14 protein-coding genes and 1 tRNA gene are annotated in these 16,786 nt (G+C 55.7%); 11 read left to right on the top strand and 4 right to left on the bottom strand.

The genetic code is table 11. From position 1 onward, the window contains the following. Positions 1 to 99: 99 nt before the first annotated feature. From rapZ to ELR57_RS17370, 5 genes are all read left to right on the top strand, one after another. Positions 100 to 990 carry an RNase adapter RapZ gene (rapZ, locus tag ELR57_RS17350; protein ID WP_126960354.1) on the top strand — a complete coding sequence of 297 codons (891 nt, stop codon included), beginning with the start codon at positions 100 to 102 and terminating at the stop codon, positions 988 to 990. Between the two features lie 9 nt (positions 991 to 999). After that, a complete protein-coding gene (locus tag ELR57_RS17355) occupies positions 1,000 to 1,995 on the top strand; it encodes a gluconeogenesis factor YvcK family protein (protein WP_126960355.1) in 996 nt (331 codons plus the stop codon). Positions 1,996 to 2,001: 6 nt separating this feature from the next. Continuing rightward, a complete protein-coding gene (gene whiA, locus ELR57_RS17360; RefSeq protein ID WP_126960356.1) occupies positions 2,002 to 2,937 on the top strand; it encodes a DNA-binding protein WhiA in 936 nt (311 codons plus the stop codon). Positions 2,938 to 3,020: 83 nt separating this feature from the next. Continuing rightward, positions 3,021 to 3,290, top strand: coding sequence for an HPr family phosphocarrier protein (locus ELR57_RS17365; RefSeq protein ID WP_126960357.1), 270 nt, complete (start codon positions 3,021 to 3,023; stop codon positions 3,288 to 3,290). Between the two features lie 194 nt (positions 3,291 to 3,484). Next, positions 3,485 to 4,237: an SIMPL domain-containing protein gene (locus ELR57_RS17370; protein ID WP_126960358.1), complete on the top strand. Its 753-nt coding sequence runs from the start codon at positions 3,485 to 3,487 to the stop codon at positions 4,235 to 4,237. A 55-nt stretch (positions 4,238 to 4,292) separates the two neighbouring features. Here the strand turns inward: ELR57_RS17370 and ELR57_RS17375 are convergent, their stop codons facing one another. Continuing rightward, positions 4,293 to 5,546: an MDR family MFS transporter gene (locus ELR57_RS17375; protein ID WP_126960359.1), complete on the bottom strand. Its 1,254-nt coding sequence runs from the start codon at positions 5,544 to 5,546 to the stop codon at positions 4,293 to 4,295. A 182-nt stretch (positions 5,547 to 5,728) separates the two neighbouring features. Between ELR57_RS17375 and ELR57_RS17380 the strand changes: the two genes are divergently transcribed. The 5 genes from ELR57_RS17380 to ELR57_RS17400 all read left to right on the top strand — a co-directional run bounded on the left by ELR57_RS17380 (position 5,729) and on the right by ELR57_RS17400 (position 12,876). Then, positions 5,729 to 7,327: a helix-turn-helix domain-containing protein gene (locus ELR57_RS17380; RefSeq protein ID WP_126960360.1), complete on the top strand. Its 1,599-nt coding sequence runs from the start codon at positions 5,729 to 5,731 to the stop codon at positions 7,325 to 7,327. Further along, complete coding sequence (locus ELR57_RS17385; RefSeq protein ID WP_126960361.1) at positions 7,324 to 9,135, top strand: sensor histidine kinase; 1,812 nt, start codon at positions 7,324 to 7,326, stop codon at positions 9,133 to 9,135. Before ELR57_RS17380 ends, ELR57_RS17385 begins: the two co-directional genes overlap by 4 nt. A 220-nt stretch (positions 9,136 to 9,355) precedes the next feature. Further along, complete coding sequence (locus ELR57_RS17390; protein ID WP_126960577.1) at positions 9,356 to 10,222, top strand: ABC transporter permease; 867 nt, start codon at positions 9,356 to 9,358, stop codon at positions 10,220 to 10,222. A gap of 32 nt (positions 10,223 to 10,254) precedes the next feature. Next, positions 10,255 to 11,151 carry a carbohydrate ABC transporter permease gene (locus tag ELR57_RS17395; RefSeq protein WP_126960362.1) on the top strand — a complete coding sequence of 299 codons (897 nt, stop codon included), beginning with the start codon at positions 10,255 to 10,257 and terminating at the stop codon, positions 11,149 to 11,151. Between the two features lie 87 nt (positions 11,152 to 11,238). Then, positions 11,239 to 12,876: a DUF3502 domain-containing protein gene (locus ELR57_RS17400; protein ID WP_126960578.1), complete on the top strand. Its 1,638-nt coding sequence runs from the start codon at positions 11,239 to 11,241 to the stop codon at positions 12,874 to 12,876. 1,182 nt (positions 12,877 to 14,058) lie between these two features. Here ELR57_RS17400 and sda read toward each other — a convergent pair. From sda to ELR57_RS17415, 3 genes are all read right to left on the bottom strand, one after another. Next, positions 14,059 to 14,331, bottom strand: coding sequence for a sporulation histidine kinase inhibitor Sda (gene sda, locus ELR57_RS28335; RefSeq protein ID WP_238162578.1), 273 nt, complete (start codon positions 14,329 to 14,331; stop codon positions 14,059 to 14,061). 200 nt (positions 14,332 to 14,531) lie between these two features. Beyond that, a complete protein-coding gene (gene clpP, locus ELR57_RS17410) occupies positions 14,532 to 15,113 on the bottom strand; it encodes an ATP-dependent Clp endopeptidase proteolytic subunit ClpP (RefSeq protein ID WP_126960363.1) in 582 nt (193 codons plus the stop codon). 287 nt (positions 15,114 to 15,400) lie between these two features. Then, a tRNA-Arg gene (locus tag ELR57_RS17415) sits at positions 15,401 to 15,475 on the bottom strand. A gap of 230 nt (positions 15,476 to 15,705) precedes the next feature. On the opposite strand from ELR57_RS17415, the gene ELR57_RS17420 reads away from it, so the two are divergent. Then, a complete protein-coding gene (locus ELR57_RS17420) occupies positions 15,706 to 16,728 on the top strand; it encodes a sugar-binding transcriptional regulator (RefSeq protein WP_126960364.1) in 1,023 nt (340 codons plus the stop codon). Positions 16,729 to 16,786 lie beyond the last annotated feature (58 nt).

The raw sequence follows: 16,786 nt of genomic DNA on the forward strand, positions 1-16,786 counted from the left end.
TCGTCGGCCTTCCGACGGACAGGCGCTTTTGACATGACGCAACCGAATGGATAAGGCTTAACATTATTTATCTCATTGCTTGTAATTGGAGGAGACAGAATGGACTCGATCGCATCCAAGCCGACGCTGGTCATCATCACGGGGATGTCCGGCGCAGGCAAGACCATAGCGGTGCAGAGCATGGAGGACCTGGGCTACTTCTGCGTCGACAATCTGCCCCCCGTTCTTATTCCTAAATTCGCCGAATTGATCGACCAGTCGCAGGGAAGGATCGGCAAGGTTGCTCTCGTGATCGACCTGCGCGGCCGGGAATTCTTCACCGCCTTGTCGGAGTCGCTTAATTATATTCGCGAGCACTTCACGATTCATAACGAGATTCTGTTCCTGGACGCGACCGACTCGGTGCTTGTTCAACGATATAAGGAGAGCAGGCGCCGCCATCCGCTGGCTCTGGAGGGCATGCCGCTGGAAGGGATCCAGAACGAGCGGAAGCTGCTTGAGGATCTGAAGGGATGGGCGACTCAGGTTATCGATACGAGCAACCTGAAGCCGGCGCAGCTGAAGGAGAGAATCGTCTCCCGGTTCTCCAACATGGATCGGAGCTCGATCTCGATCAACATCACTTCCTTCGGATTCAAGTACGGCATTCCGATCGATGCCGACCTGATCTTCGACGTGCGGTTCCTGCCGAATCCGCATTACGTGGAGACGCTGCGTCCGAAGACGGGGCAGAACGCGGAGGTTTACGATTATGTCATGAAGTGGCCGGAGACGCAGACGTTCCTCTCCAAGCTTCTCGACATGCTCCAATATCTCATTCCGCTGTACCACAAGGAAGGCAAAAGCCAGGTCGTCATCGGCATCGGCTGTACCGGAGGCAAGCATCGCTCGGTCGCCATCGCCGAGTATCTGGGAAGAATGCTGGGCTCCAGCGAGACGGAGAAGGTGCGCGTCAGCCACCGGGATTCCGACCGCGAACTTCATGGGTGAGGTGAGGCAATGACTCCGAAACCATCCGGGACTTCCCAGGCGGAGACGCCGCGCATTGTCGTCATCGGAGGAGGAACGGGGCTGTCGGTCATGCTCCGGGGCTTAAAGCAGAAGGCGCTGGACATCACAGCCGTCGTAACGGTGGCCGATGATGGCGGCAGCTCCGGCATTCTGAGAGAAGAGCTGCAGATGCCCCCTCCGGGAGATATTCGCAACGTGATCACGGCGCTGGCCGATGCGGAGCCGCTGCTGGCGGACATGTTGAGCTACCGGTTCAACAACGGCACGGGTCTGGCCGGCCATAGCCTGGGCAATCTGATTCTGGCCGCGATGACCGACATCTCCGGCGATTTCGTGACCGGGATTCGCGAGCTTAGCCGCGTTCTGGCCGTGCGAGGAAGGGTTCTTCCCGCGGCGAACCAGGCGATCTTGTTAAAAGCGGAGATGGCCGACGGCAGCATCGTAGTCGGAGAATCGTCCATTCCGAAGGCGGGGGTCGCCATTAAGCGGGTGTTCATCGAGCCCGAGCACGTCGAGCCTCTCCCGGAAGCGATCGAGGCCATCCAGCAGGCGGACGCCATTCTTATGGGGCCGGGTTCCCTTTATACAAGCATTATCCCGAACCTGCTCGTTCCCAAGCTTGCCGATGCGATCTTGAAGTCCAACGCGGTGAAAATATTCGTGTGCAACGTCATGACGCAGCCGGGAGAAACGGACAATTACTCGGTTACCGATCATGTCGACGCGGTTCATGCCCATATCGGCCATCAGTTGTTCGACTACGTGATCGTGAACGACGGCGAGATTCCGGCCCAGGTTCATCAGATGTATGCGGAGCAAGGCTCTACGGCGGTTCATCTGGATATGGACGAGGTCGCTCGCAGAAGCTATCAGGTAATCGCGGACAATCTGGTGCTGTTCCGAACCTACCTGCGCCACGACGCCGCGAAGCTAAGCAATCATATTTATCAATTGGTGGTCGATTGGAAGAAGAGAAAGGGGTGAGGGCGGATGTCCTTCGCAGCTCATACCAAGAAAGAGTTAACCATGATCGAGGCGGAGCCGTGCTGCGAGAAGGCAGAGCTATCCGCTCTCATCCGGATGAACGGCTCCGTGCAGTTGACGAATAAGCGGATCGTCCTGGACATCTCGACAGAGAACGCGGCGATCGCAAGGCGGATGTACACGCTTCTGAAGTGCCATTATCCCGTTCCTACCGAGCTTCTGGTGCGGAAGAAGATGCGTCTCAAGAAGAACAACGTCTACATCGTGCGGGTTCCCGTCGGCGTCGAGATGCTCCTTAAGGAATTGGCCATTACGAGCGAGGGCTTCCAGTTCCAATCGTCAATCGACAAGGAGCTGGTCCGCAAGCCGTGCTGCAAGCGGGCTTATCTGAGGGGAGCCTTCCTTGCCGGGGGTTCGGTCAACAATCCCGAGGGCTCGTCCTACCATCTGGAGATCGCTTCGATGTACGAGGAGCATTGCCAAGCGCTGGTGGAGCTGGCCAACAAGTTCAATTTGAACGCCCGATTCATCGAGCGGAAGAAGGGCTTTATCCTCTACATCAAGGAAGGCGAGAAGATCATCGAATTCCTCAGCATTATCGGAGCTCACCAGGCCTTGTTCAAGTTCGAGGACGTTCGAATCATGCGGGACATGCGCAACTCCGTGAACCGCATCGTCAACTGCGAGACCGCCAACCTGAACAAGACGATCGGAGCCGCCGTCCGGCAGATCGATAATATCAAGCTTCTGGAGAAGGAAGTCGGGCTGGAGAACCTTCCCGACAAGCTGCGGGAAGTCGCGGAGGTTCGCCTCAAGCATCCCGACCTGAATCTGAAGGAAGTCGGCGACATGCTCAAGGGGCAGGTCAGCAAGTCCGGGGTAAACCACCGTCTCCGCAAAATCGACGAATGGGCTGAAAAAATCCGGAACGGCGGAGCATAAGCGTATGGCGTTACACCATTTAACAATGTATAATAGACGATAGACCAAACACGTGATGAACAAAGATTGGGGGTATCCGTTCCATGACGAAACAGCCGGTGGTTGTTCGGCTTAAGACGGGGCTTCACGCCAGACCGGCGGCTTTATTCGTTCAAGAAGCCAATAAATTCTCCTCCGATGTCTTCGTGGAGAAGGACGACAAGAAGGTTAACGCCAAGAGCATCATGGGAATCATGAGCCTAGCGATCAGCTCGGGTACCGAGGTAAACATTAGCGCCGAAGGTTCGGATGCAGAGCAAGCTGTAACCGCTTTAGTCCAACTAGTCAGCAAAGAAGAGCTCGAGAACCAATAAAGCAGCCAACGGCTTAAAGCTCCCGGAAGGGGGCTTTTTGCATTTCTGCTTAAGCTTATGACTTACGAATAGGAGTAGGGAAAGTCCGTCCAGCCATCTTCTTGTGGAAGATTTTTGCTCCTCGCCCGAATAACTTGCAACTTTCCGGGAACCCTCTGCGTCGAGTAGACAAACAGGAGAAAGGTGTGTGGGCAATGGGCAAAAAGGGGTTGCAGGCAGCTGCCGTCGCGGTAGCGATTATGCTTGTCGGCTGGATCGGATTCGGAGGGCGCGGAGAGGTGAAGCCAGTGTCTGCAGAGACGACGTCGGTTCAGAACACGATTACGGTGGGAGCGGAAGGCTCGATCAAGGTAGAGCCGGATATCGCTTACGTGAACGTCGCGGTAGAGACGAGAGGGGCGGACGCGAAGACTGCCCAGCAAGCGAACGCGACGAAGTTCGCAGCGGTAGAGAAAGTGCTGTATACGACGTACGGACTGAGCAAGCAGGACGTACAGACGGTCAGCTTCGATGTGCAGCCGGAATACAACTATACGCAGAATGAAGGCCAGGTGCTTAAGGGTTATATCGCGAATCATTCCCTCAGAATCTCGTACCGCAAGCTGGCGGATATCGGCTCGCTGCTGGACGCTCTGACCGCAGCCGGTGCGAACCGCATGAACGGCGTTCAATTCGGGACGGAGAAGCAGGATCAATATGAGCTCGAAGCCCTGAAGAAGGCGATGGCGAACGCCGACGCGAAGGCGTCCGTCCTGGCGAGCTCCGCCAAGAAGCAGGTGGGCGAAGTACTGAACATCGTTCAAGGAAACGCCGCGCCGATTCCGGTTATCGAGACGAGCTTCGCGAACGCGAAGATGATGGCGAGCGACGCCGCGGCATCGACTTCGATCCAGAGCGGCCAGATCGAGGTCAACGCCAGCGTGACGGTCCAATATGCGATGAAATAAGCGAACAAACAAGAGGGGTACCGGATTCAATATCCGATACCCCTCTTGTTTGTGTTCAGAGGCTCTTCTCGTATTGTTCGAACATCCAGTAATAGATGGCGGCGGCGAATAGGGACAGCGCCGTCAGAATGCCGAACGTCCAGGGGTAGCCGATCGCCGCGCTAAGCGGGACGGACAGCGGAGCGATCGTCCTCCCGAGCGTAAACTTCAGGCTGGAGGCCGCGAAGTACTGGCCTCTCATGTCGTCCGGGGCAAGCCGGGCGACGAACGCCTGCTGAGGACCGGTAGCCATCAACTCGGCGAAGGTGAAGAGCGCCATGACGAGGACGAGGCCGACTACCGAGTTCACCTGGCCGAAGAGGAAGATGCTCGCGGCATAAACGATGGCGGTCCCCATGAAGACGTAACGGTCCTTGTACTTATCCATCCACTTCGTCACGAGCACGGTGAACAGCACCACGAGCAGGCCGTTCTCGGAGACGAGCACCCCGAACAGCTTCTCGCCGGTAAATGCTTCTTGCCAGCCGCCGATATGCATGCTGACGGTGTCGATGGTCTCGTTTAAGTATACCGGGAACAGCAGATCCAGCTGCATGAACGTCTGGGCGACCAACACCCCCGCGATGATGAAGAGCATGAAGACGCGGTCGGTAACGATGACGCGGTAGTCTTTGATCTGAGACTTGATCGCCTTCAGGACGGAATTGTCTTTGCGCTTCGTCTCTTGCTGTTCCGGAGAGAGAGTCTCCGTCAGCCGGATCGCCAGCACCGCCGATAAGGAGAAGCAGAGCAAGCTTGTCGTCAGCAGCACCGCAGACGGGTGCTCCATGAAGAGGATGGAGCCGATCAACGGGCCGACGACGACCGAGAAGTTCTGCACGGCGTAGAAGGTGGCGAACACCTGATTCTGATGCTTCTCTTCGACGACGTCCGCGACCATCGCTTGGCTGGCGGGCCAGTACATGGAACTGGATATGCTGGCGAAGGAGAAGCCGGCGAACCCCAGAAGCGGAAGGTCGATCCAAGGGGCGGCCGCCAAGGCGAACGCCCCGTATCCGATTCCTTGGCCGATCGCGGAAACGATCATCATTCTCTTGCGGCCAAAGCGATCGGCGCAATAGCCTCCGAGAAGATTGGCGAAGACGGAGATGATCTGGGAGCAGACGAGCAGCAGGCCGGCCGTTCCTTTGCCCAGGGCTTCGGAGAAATAAATGGTTAGATAAGGAAAGAAGATCCAGAAGCTTATATTCGTGGCGGATTCGCCGACAAGTCGAATTCTCAGGTTAAGATCCCAATCTCGTATTCTCATAGCTGTAATGTCTCCAGTGGGTAAATATCCATCCATCATAGCTTACGGGGAGGCGTTAACACAAGCTTGAAAATATGCGGGGCCATGAGATAATAGGACATACTCCCGAGATTGGAAATTCACGATGCTAGACTTGATTCGTTCGAATTGACTATTTGACTTGAGGTTCAAGGAGGCTTCCTATGAAGCTGCTAATCGTGGATGACGAAGTGAGAACGAGAGAGCTGCTATCCGGCTTCATTCCTTGGGAGGAGCTGGAGATTGACGAGGTGAAGACGGCCCGCAACGGCATCGCCGCATTGGAACTGGCGCGGGAATGGATCCCCGACGTCGTGCTCTGCGACGTCCGCATGCCGAAGATGAACGGGATCGAGTTCGCCACTCACTACCGGGAGCTGGCGCCAGCCAGCCAGATCATCTTCCTGAGCGGGTTCTCGGACAAAGAGTATCTAAAATCCGCGATAAATTTGAAGGCGCTTACATATATCGAAAAGCCGATCAATCTCGAAGAGGTTCGGGAAGCCGTCGCCAGCGCGGTAAAGCTCGTTCAGGAGGATCGGAAGAAGCGTGCCGAAGAGCAGCGTCTGCAGGCCGGCTTCGACAGCAGTCTTCCCTTCCTTCGGCAGGAGATGGTTCGCAAGCTCATCACCGTCCCGGACTCGCCGCATGTCCTTCCGGCCCTTCAGAGCCGGGAGACATTCCTGCTTCCGCAGGAGGGACCCTATACGACGCTATGCGCCGCGCTGTTTTGGAACGATTCGGAGCTCCCGGACGACCCGACATCCGTCCAAGAGCGGCTGCTGCTCCAGCTGAATGCCGACCCGCTCCTGCTGTCGCGGAAGGGACTGTGCGGCTTCGACTCGTTCAACTGGCTCGTGCTAATCGTTCCCGGCGCCTACGGCAGCAGCTATAGGGAAGGGCGGGAGGCGATCGATCAACTGATCGACCGGGTGCGCGAGCTGGCGGGAAGCAAGATCCAAATCCCGTTCGGCATCGGCGTCGCCGCCAAGAATCTGGAGGATCTTCCGCAAGCCTATAAATCGGCGTTCCAGGCCGGACAGATGCAGTATTACACGAACGGCCAAGTCCCGATCTTCGCCGAGACCCTCTCGCCGACGGCCGCCTTGGACATCGACTGGGAAGCGAACCGCCGGCTTCGCGAGCACCTGAAGCGAGGAGAGCTTCAAGAGGCTCGCTCCATTATTCAGAATTGGACCTTGCATGCTTACCGCCATCCGGATTCGGATCTCATGCGGCTCATCAATACGTACTTCCAATACCTTCTCACGATCATGGACGCGGCCGCGCAGGAGGGGATTACGGAGCAATCCGGAGATGCCGAGCGCCGCTATATCTGGCGGGAGATCCACCGCCGTCCCAACCTGAAGGCGCTGGAGGAGTACGTACTGTCCTTCCTGGAGCCCTTCTCCGATCTGCGGCAGGGCGGGGAGGAATCGACGGGCAAGCTTCGGGAGATCGTGCGCTACATTCATGCCCACTTCCCGGAGAAAGGCTTCACGATCCGGTCCATCGCCGACAACGTCGGGCTTAGCGAGACTTACCTGTGCTCGTACTTCAAGAAGCAACGGGGCACGACGATCAAGGAATACATCACGGAGGTCCGGCTGGAGCGGGCCAAGGAGCTGCTTCGCGAGAAGGAGCTGAAGCTGTTCGAGGTGGCGGTTCGATTGGGCTTCGCCGACGCGAATTACTTCACGACCTTCTTCAAGCGCGCGTCCGGCATGACTCCAACCGAGTACAGGGAGAAGATGGCCCGATGATCAAGAGATTCTTCCGACGGCTGGATAACCTCGGCATTCGCCATAAGCTGTTCGCTTCGTACCTTCTCGTCATCTGCATTCCTTTTCTGCTGCTGCTATTTATTCATATCAACCTGACGCAGAGAGAGAACAAGGATCAGATGCTCTACTCCTCTCACAAGATGCTGGACGAGACGAAGTCCTATCTGGAATTCAAAGCGCAGGCGATCATGGAAGTGGTCAACTTCATCGCGTTCAACGACCTGGTTCAAGCGAATGTCAGCGAGGACCCGCGGAAGTACGAGGACGTGAACCTCTGGGGTACCGACGCGAATTCTCTGGCGAAGCTGCTGAACCGGTACCGCAACAACGACGATATCGCCACGATCCAGCTGTACATGAAAGCCGGACTCGCCTCGGCGGCGGAGAATCCGGACTACCTGAACATGGGCAACGTCGAGGAGACGGATTGGTTCAAGAAGTTCGCGGCTTCCCATTCCGCATACGTCTGGATTCCTTCCTCATCTTTGGATAACGGGATTGCCTCCGAGAGCAGCCAGGTAAATATTCTTCGCAAGATACCGAACGCCCACAACATCCAGGAGTTCGACGGCATCGTCCGCGCCCAGGTGAAGCAGAGCGCCATGCAGTCCGTGCTGGATCATGCGATTCTTACGGTCAACGCGTCCGCCGTGCTCTTTAACGATCAAGGACAGATTCTGAGTCATTCGAGCGGCTTCCCCTATTCCAAGGAGGAGCTCTTCGACATGCTGAACCATCACCCGGCGACCTATGACGAGGATAACTACTGGAACGATAACTTAAGCCTCGGGGCGAAGCGCTTCTTGTTCGGCGTGCAGGCGATTCCCCATACCGACATGAAGGTCGCTCTCATCGTCCCCTATACCGACGTTCTGCATGCGACGGACAAAGCGCGCAACCGGCTCATCTCGATTTTCCTCATGGTCGTTCCGCTCGTATTCCCGGTATCCTATCTGGTCGCCGCGTCGGCAACCAAGCGTATTCGCAGGCTGATCGTACATGTCAGAAAGGTGAGAAAAGGCAACTTCAACCTGGAGCCGCTGCCCGCCAACGAGGATGAGATCGGGGAGCTGACGCACAGCATCAACGTGATGGTCAAGGATATCTCCGGCCTGATGGAGGAGACCTACACGCTCGGCCGCGAGGTCAAGAACAAGGAGCTGAAGGCGCTCCAGTCACAGATCAATCCGCATTTTCTATACAATACGCTGGATCTCATCAACATCATGGCGATCGAGAGCGGCGCGAAGGACATCTCCAAGGTGGTCGAGGAGCTTGCGATCTTCTACAAGCTCAGCCTGTCCAACGGCCGGGAGATCGTCCCGCTGGAGAACGAGCTGATGCATATTCAGGCTTATGTGCGAATCCAGAACATGAGGTTCGGCGGAGGGGTGCGGCTGGACGTCGAGGTGCCGAGCGAGCTTTACGACCTTGAGGTGCCCAAGATCATTCTGCAGCCGATCGTCGAGAATGCCATTCTGCATGGAATCATGGAGAAAGACGAGGAAGCGGGAACGATTCGCATCTCGGCGTTCTCCGATCATACCGGAACGTTCCTTGTCGTGGAGGACGACGGGGTCGGCATGAGCCCGGAACGAATGGATCGGATCTTGGCGGGAGGAAGCGACCATGCCTCGGGCGGCTACGGTCTTCGCAATATTCAGGAGCGGCTGCAGCTGGCGTACGGAATGCAGTACGGCGTCGGCTTCGAGAGCGAGCCGGGGGGAGGGACAAGCGTGCGCCTGCGGCTCCCGCCAACTGCTGCGCTGAAGAAAGCGGTACCATAAGAAAACGAAGAAGATCGTAACTTTTCCCCATATGTCGCTGAATCCGCTTTCTCTATGATGGAAATAGAGAGAGTTCAGATCGCTGGATAGCGGCATAAGGAAGGTGAGAAGGTTGCAAACGAACACGGAAGCAACGGCTGCGGCAACGGCGGCGAATATCGGGAGAAAGAAGCGGAACGGCTTCTTAAGAGACCTCGCTACGAACAAGGTTCTCTATCTCATGTTCGCGCCGATTGCCATCTATTATATTTTCTTCTCGTACATCCCGATGGCGGGCATCGTCATGGCCTTCAAGGAATTCAACTATCGCGAAGGCATCTTCGGAAGCCCCTGGAACGGCTTTGACAACTTCGATTATTTCTTCTCGTCGGGCAAAGCCTGGCTCGTTACCCGCAACACCATCATCTACAACGTTATTTTCCTGGGGTGCTACACGTTCTTCTCCATCGTCGCGGCGGTCTTCATCTCGGAGATTACGAAGAAGTGGTTCAAGAAGATGTCGCAGACGCTCATGTTCCTCCCTTACTTCATCTCCTGGGTCACCGTTTCGGCCTTCGTCTACAACTTCCTCAATTACGAGTACGGAATCGTCAATCGGATTCTGGACAGCATCGGCATCGCGGCGCTCGATATTTATTCGACGACGAGCTACTGGTACTTCCTCCTTCCTTTCCTGTATGTGTGGAAATGGGTCGGCTACGGCAGCGTGCTCTACCTGGCCGCTATCGTCGGGATCGATCAAGAGATTTACGAAGCCGCTACCATCGACGGGGCTTCTCGTTTCCAGAGGATTACCCGCATAACGCTGCCGCTCCTCAAGCCGACCATGGTTATCTTGATTCTGCTGGGCTTAGGCCGAATCATGCGCGGGGAATTCGATATGTTCTACCAGCTCATCGGCAACAACGGCCTCCTGATGGACGCGACGGACATCATCGATACGCTGGCGTTCCGCTCCCTGATGGGTTCCGCCGACTTCGGAATGTCTTCGTCCGTGGGGGTCTACCAATCGGTGCTCACTCTCGTGATCATTCTGACGGCGAACTGGCTGGTGCGCAGATACGACAAGGAACAGGCGCTGTTCTAATTCCCCAATCTTGAGAAAAAGCAGGTGAGCCCATGAGCGACATCGCGGTAAAAAGCAAATTGAAGTCTTCTCCGGCCTTCACGGCGGTCTCCTATACGATCGTCTCGATTATTGCCTTCGTCTGTCTGCTGCCTTTTATCGTCCTGTTGGCCGGCTCCTTCTCCTCCGAAGGCTCCGTCCTGAAGGAAGGCTTCTGGTTCTGGCCCAAGGAATTCTCGGTGGAGGCGTACCGGTACATCTTCCGTTACCCGGACGATGTGCTGAACGGCTACAAGGTCTCCATCCTGATCACGGTCATCGGGACGGTCATCTCCTTGTTCGTCTCGACGATGGCCGCTTACGTGATCGGACGCAAGGAGCTCAAGTACCGCAACGTGCTGTCCTTCTTCCTGTTCTTCACGACGCTCTTCAGCGGAGGACTCGCTCCTTACTACATCTGGCTCAGTCGCAATCTTCACCTGTCCAACACGTATTACGTGCTGATCCTGGTGCCGATGTTTAACGTCATGTATATTCTCATTCTTCGCAGCTTCATCAAGGGGGCCGTGCCGGAGCCGCTCATCGAATCCGCCAAGATCGACGGCGCGGGGGACATGAGGATTTTCCTCCAGATGATCCTGCCCTTGTCGAAGCCGGCGCTCGCATCCATCGGGTTGTTCACGGCGCTCGCTTACTGGAACGATTGGTGGACGGCGATGATGTTCACGAATAAAGACTACCTCATTCCGCTGCAGTACCTCTTGTACAAGATGCTGTCGTCCATCAACCTCTCCTCGCAGATGTCTCAGTACGTCACGAACCTGGATGCGCCGAAGGAGACGTTCAAGCTGGCGATGACGGTTATCGCGACCGGGCCGATGGTGCTGATCTTCCCGTTCGTCCAGAAGTACTTCGTCAGCGGCATTACGATAGGGGCCGTCAAGGGCTGATATGGATTCCGGCCCGTCCGGAATTTATATAGAAGTTTGCAATCATTAAGCTATTAAACAAATAGGGAGGTTAAGCAATTGAAAGCCATGAGAAAAAGCATGCTTTCCGTATTCGCTCTCGTTCTGTTGTTCGCGATGGTCCTGACCGCTTGCGGCAACAACGACAACAGCAGCTCCAGCCCGTCCGCCAGCAGCGCGGCCCCTTCCGAGAAGGCGTCGGAGTCTGCCTCGGCATCGCCGTCGGCATCGGCATCGGCTTCGGAAGCATCCAAGATCGACAACTCCAAGGAAGTTAAGCTCGTCATGTACCTGCTCGGCGAAGCTCCTAAGGGAATGCCGGAAGTTCTGACCAAGCTGAACGAGAAGCTGAAGAAGGACATCAACGCCACGATCGAGCTGAACTACATCGGCTGGGGCGACGTCGCTTCCAAGTATCCGCTGGTGCTCGCATCGGGCGAAGACGTCGACATCGTCTATGCGGCAGACTGGAACTACTACGTCTCCGAAGCGACGAAGGGCGCGTTCTATCCGATCACGGAAGACCTCTTGAAGACTTACATGCCGAAATACTTCGAGAAGCAGGACCCCGCCGCATATGAAGCGGCCAAGGTAAACGGCCAGCAATACATGCTGCCGACGGTTACGCCGGACCGCAAGGTCAACGTTGCCGTGCTGCGCAAGGACATCATGGATAAGGCCGGAATCACGAGCATCTCCAAGTTCTCCGACATCGAGCCGTACCTGGCGGAGATCAAGAAGGATTACAAGGACATGATCCCGCTGAACCTGGATTCCCAATACGACCTGCCGACTCCGTTCGACAACCTGGTCAACGAGAAGTTCTCCTACAAGGCGGCTCCGCTGGATTCGGGCGACCCGCTCTCCGTCGGCGTATTCACCGATTGGGAAGACCCTTCGGGCAAGACGTTCAACGTCTGGGATGAGCCGGCTCAAAGCGCATTCAAGTATGCCGCAGGCATCATGAAGAAGTGGTATGACGCCGGTTACGTCAACAAGAACCCGTACTCCAACAAGGTCCGCTCCAAGGACAACTTCTGCGAAGGCAAGTCCGGCGTGGCGTTCGGCAACTCGAACGACATCCAAGCGACGCTCGCAGCATGTAAGGAGAAGGGCATCGATACGTACATCTTCGCGGAGAACGGACCGCAAGGTCACTCGCCTGCGAACGGCTGGCTGAACAACGGCCTTGCGATCGCCGCCAACTCCAAGAATCCGGAGCGCGCTCTGCAAGCGATCGACCTGATCATGAGAGACGAATCCTACGTCAACCTCGTTTACTACGGAATCGAAGGCAAGAACTACGTCTTCACCGCGGACGGCAAGCTGTCGCTGCCGGAAGGAGTCACGTCGGATTCCAACACGTATCCTCCGGATGCAGCCGGCTTCTGGTTCGTCGACAAGGACTACTTCAAGCCGAACGCTGCGTGGACGGATAACTACGTCGATCTGTACAACAACATGAAGAGCTTCCTGGCTCCGGACACCTATGTCGCCTTCTCGTTCAACTCCGAGAAGGTCCGGTCCGAAGTCGCCAACCTGAAGAACGTGGCTTCGCAATACTTCCTGCCGCTGACGATCGGAGCCGTGAAGGACGTCGATAAGTCGTTCGACACCCTGGTCTCCAAGATGAAGGCTGCAGGCGTAGAGAAAGTGAAGACGGAAGTGGATGCGCAAGCTTCCGCATACTTGGCATCGAGGAAGTAAAAAGGGGAGCGCCCCCGTTGGCTGAAGAGCCGGCGGGGGCGCTTGTTGTATAAGAGTAGGCTGATCTGCCCGACCGACGCCCCCCCAGTTCGATTGGGGACTGGGGGGCAGACGGGAAAGCGGAGCTTATCGCTCGTTATGATGCTTTCGTTACATTGGAGGCGGTTTTCTAGGCGAAATCTGTCTTTCTAGTCGTGCTTGAATGCCAGGAGAGCCTGTCTTCTAGGCGGCAGTCGTGCTAGCTGTGTATTTTAGCCGTGCATGAATTCTATCGAGACCTGTTTTCTTGGCGAAATCTCTTCTTCAAGTCGAAACCTGTCTTCAACCGTGCTAACTGATCTTTCTAGCCGGACTTAACATGTTTAAACCGAGTTCTAACGGAAATATGAGACCCTTAAAGGCGTAGATTGAGTGCTTTTGGATTTTAACGGAAATATCGGACCCTTATATGATCAATAACCCTCTAATCGAGGCTGAAATACAAGCTAAGCGTCGCTAATATCCGTAAGAATTTAAAACCGCTCATTTCGGGTGGCTAAGGGGCTGAAATTTCCGTTAGACGTAAGCAGCAAACGGCGGAATAGCGTTGCTGCAAGCCGCAAACAGTATGTCATAGGCCGAATACAGGATAGGCGAGACGTAAGCGCTAAGTGGAAGCCGTAAATGCACGCCGCAAACCGTATGCCGCATGCCGGTACGGAATAGGCGAGTAACTGTCGATGTGTCGCATGCAGCGAGTAACGGGTGAGTCGATACGTTCGGGCCAGTTTAAAAGCCCTTCAAAGCCCTTCAGAGCCGGCCTGTGACAACGTGTCATTGGCGAATGTTCAGCGAGCTTCAAAGTGACGTTCAATGCGCTTAGAGGCGCTTGCCTGTCACATACCCTCCATATAGGGCTAATGTAAACCGGCATCTAAGGCGGTTGTTATAACTGTTGCATATGGCTAGTTCGGCGAATGCGAGAAAGAGTAACTAAGCAACTAAGCAACTAAGCAACTGAGTAACTGAGCAACCGACCCCGGACCGAATCTATCGGGTTACAGATCAACAGGCGTTAATCGATTGCGGTCTAATCCCATCACGCGCCCAAAAAAATAATAAGGTGAAGCAGGATCACCTGCTTCACCGAAATTGAACGAGCCTTGCCAGCCCGCGAGTATATATATTGTCGGTACTGCTTGATTATGCCTTCAGCCGGTGCTCCAGTTGGCGCATCTCGATGGCATCTTCCAGAAGCTCGATGAATTCGTGCGACAGGTTCATTCTCTTCGCTTCCCGGTAAACTTCCAGCAGATGCTCGTCCTTAAGCGGGCGAAGCAGCGATGCTTTATCGCTCAGCTGCCTAGCGGCAACCATCTCGGGATATTCGGTTTCGGAAGCTTGCTTGGGTGCGTAAGCAGGTTGCAGTGTCTTGTTGCTAGATACCAAGCGGATCGTTTGGGATGGACGACTCATTGGGGGTTCCCCCTTCGCGGTATTTCTAGACCACAGCTAGATATGGTTGTTTATGGTACTTTCTATTTTCTAGTGTACCATGGGTCATCCAATTCGAAGAGGGGGGATTCAAAGTTTTGAATTTGTGTTGACAAGAATCGAATGATGTGATAAAAGCTCCTCTTCCGACTCTTGCTGTCGGAGGAGGAGCTTTGCGTTGGTTACAGCTTTTCGATGACTTTATCCACGAGTCCGTACTCGCGAGCGACTTCCGCTTCCATGAAGTTGTCGCGGTCGGTATCCTTCTCGATCTTCTCCAGCGGCTGCCCGGTGCGCTCGGACAGAATCCGGTTCAGCTTGTCGCGCATCTTCAGGATGCGGCGGGCGCGAATCTCGATATCGCTCGCTTGTCCTTCCGCGCCGCCGAGCGGCTGATGGATCATGACTTCGCTGTTCGGGAGCGCGTAACGCTTGCCCTTGGCTCCTGCCGCGAGCAGGAAGGCTCCCATGGAAGCCGCCATGCCCACGCAGATCGTGGAGACGTCCGGCTTGATGAATTGCATGGTATCGTAGATGGCCATCCCGGCCGTGATGGAGCCGCCGGGCGAGTTGATGTAGAGGCTGATATCCTTCTCCGGATCGTCAGCGGCCAAGAATAGCATCTGGGCGATGATGGAGTTGGCGACGACATCGTTGACCCCGGTCCCGAGGAAAATGATTCGATCCTTGAGAAGACGGGAATAAATGTCGTAGGCGCGTTCTCCGCGGTTACTCTGTTCAATGACCATTGGGACAAAGCTCATGCGTCAATCCCTCCTTGAATAATGAAGCAGTTGGTTATGGTTTCTCCATTCTAATCCATCCCCAAACAAAAGTCAAAGAAAGTCAAACTGTAGGCGGCAAAACGAATTCCCTTCTATAGAAGGGGTAGAGGGAGAAGGAGGAGAGGGGAGAACGGGCAACGGGGGAAAAGGGGCAGCCAAGAGTGGACGGGCGTTCGGCGCGCGGAGAAGCTAGGTAGGGGAATAGCCGATGAAGGCAACAAAAAAAGCAGCCGCGAATACGGCTGCTTTGGCTGTCGATAGTTGAATGGCGCGCCCGCAGGGAATCGAACCCCGATCTCAGGCTCCGGAGGCCTGCGTCATATCCTTTGGACCACGGGCGCATAGTGAAGAATGAAGGAGACAGCAAAAGTTATTATAGTGGATAGAAGCGAAAGATGCAAGGGAAATCTGGGCTTAAGAATCGGCGATAATTTGAAAACTCTATTGCGTGAATGCGTAAGTTCCATTAAAATAATGGTGTGGGACTTAATTGGATGTGGTGGGACATATTACGTCCAGACCTACGGCCCGCAGTTTGCCGATCGGATCGGCAATAGGGGGAAGCTAGTCGATGAGCAAGATCCTGCAAGTACAGAAGAAGCTTGTCCCTGACGTGCTCCAAGTCATGAAGAAGAGATACGATATCCTTCACCGGATTCTGATCTCGGGCACGATGGGGCGCCGCACGCTTGCCGCGAATCTCGATCTTACCGAGCGAACGCTGCGAGCCGAGCTGGATCTGCTTCGGGAACAAGGCCTGCTGGAAGCGGGAACGGCCGGCATGACGCTCAGCGAAGCCGGCAAGCATCTGCTCGAAGAGATGGAGCCCCTCGTCAAAGAGCTGTTCGGTCTCTCGGAGCTTGAAGAAGCGGTTCGCGCGAAGTTCGGCTTGCGCAAGGTCGTCGTCGTTGCAGGAGACTCGGACGTCTCGGACGAGGTGAAGAGGGAGATCGGAAGAATCGGAGGGCGGGTTCTCAGCCAGTCGCTCACGCCGGGCGACATCGTCGCCGTCATGGGCGGGACGACCATGGCCCGCATGGCCGCGCATTTCAAAGTATCCTCTCCGCTCCAGGACAATTGGTTCGTGCCGGCAAGAGGCGGACTTGGGGAGAGCGTGGATTACCAAGCCAACACGATCGCCGCCGAGCTGGCCAAGAAGACGGGAACTCGCTCCCGGATGCTTCACGTGCCGGATCACCTCAGCGAGGAAGCGTACCAGACCATCATGATGGAACCGAACGTGAGGGAAGTCGTGGATATGATCCGCCGGGCGCAGATCGTCGTTCACGGCATCGGGGACGCTTCCGCGATGGCAAGAAGACGGAAGCTGGATGAGCAAACGATCGAAGCGCTGCTGCAGGACGGGGCTCTGGCCGAAGCTTTCGGCTACTACTTCAATCGCGAAGGCAAGGTCATGCATCGCATGACGAATGCCGGACTGCACCTCGAGGACATCGAAGCCGCAAGAACGGTCATCGGGCTCGCCGGCGGCCGAAGCAAGGGAAGCGCCATTGCCGCGGTATTGAAGTTCGGACACGACGATATTCTCGTGACGGACGAGGCGGCGGCCGAGGAAGCTCTAAAGCACGTCTGACGGGAGCGTCAAGAAAAGAAGGAACTTACGCAGTGATCTCGGCGCATTACCGCGCCTG

Origin of the sequence: Cohnella sp. AR92, assembly GCF_003990975.1 — a bacterium.
In the GTDB taxonomy this organism is placed as follows: domain Bacteria; phylum Bacillota; class Bacilli; order Paenibacillales; family Paenibacillaceae; genus Cohnella.

Coding starts and splice junctions, on each gene's coding strand:
- rapZ (WP_126960354.1), top strand. CDS start 100: ATGGACTCGATCGCATCCAAGCCGACGCTGGTCATCATCACGGGGATG.
- ELR57_RS17355 (WP_126960355.1), top strand. CDS start 1,000: ATGACTCCGAAACCATCCGGGACTTCCCAGGCGGAGACGCCGCGCATT.
- whiA (WP_126960356.1), top strand. CDS start 2,002: ATGTCCTTCGCAGCTCATACCAAGAAAGAGTTAACCATGATCGAGGCG.
- ELR57_RS17365 (WP_126960357.1), top strand. CDS start 3,021: ATGACGAAACAGCCGGTGGTTGTTCGGCTTAAGACGGGGCTTCACGCC.
- ELR57_RS17370 (WP_126960358.1), top strand. CDS start 3,485: ATGGGCAAAAAGGGGTTGCAGGCAGCTGCCGTCGCGGTAGCGATTATG.
- ELR57_RS17375 (WP_126960359.1), bottom strand. CDS start 5,546: ATGAGAATACGAGATTGGGATCTTAACCTGAGAATTCGACTTGTCGGC.
- ELR57_RS17380 (WP_126960360.1), top strand. CDS start 5,729: ATGAAGCTGCTAATCGTGGATGACGAAGTGAGAACGAGAGAGCTGCTA.
- ELR57_RS17385 (WP_126960361.1), top strand. CDS start 7,324: ATGATCAAGAGATTCTTCCGACGGCTGGATAACCTCGGCATTCGCCAT.
- ELR57_RS17390 (WP_126960577.1), top strand. CDS start 9,356: ATGTTCGCGCCGATTGCCATCTATTATATTTTCTTCTCGTACATCCCG.
- ELR57_RS17395 (WP_126960362.1), top strand. CDS start 10,255: ATGAGCGACATCGCGGTAAAAAGCAAATTGAAGTCTTCTCCGGCCTTC.
- ELR57_RS17400 (WP_126960578.1), top strand. CDS start 11,239: ATGAGAAAAAGCATGCTTTCCGTATTCGCTCTCGTTCTGTTGTTCGCG.
- sda (WP_238162578.1), bottom strand. CDS start 14,331: ATGAGTCGTCCATCCCAAACGATCCGCTTGGTATCTAGCAACAAGACA.
- clpP (WP_126960363.1), bottom strand. CDS start 15,113: ATGAGCTTTGTCCCAATGGTCATTGAACAGAGTAACCGCGGAGAACGC.
- ELR57_RS17420 (WP_126960364.1), top strand. CDS start 15,706: ATGAGCAAGATCCTGCAAGTACAGAAGAAGCTTGTCCCTGACGTGCTC.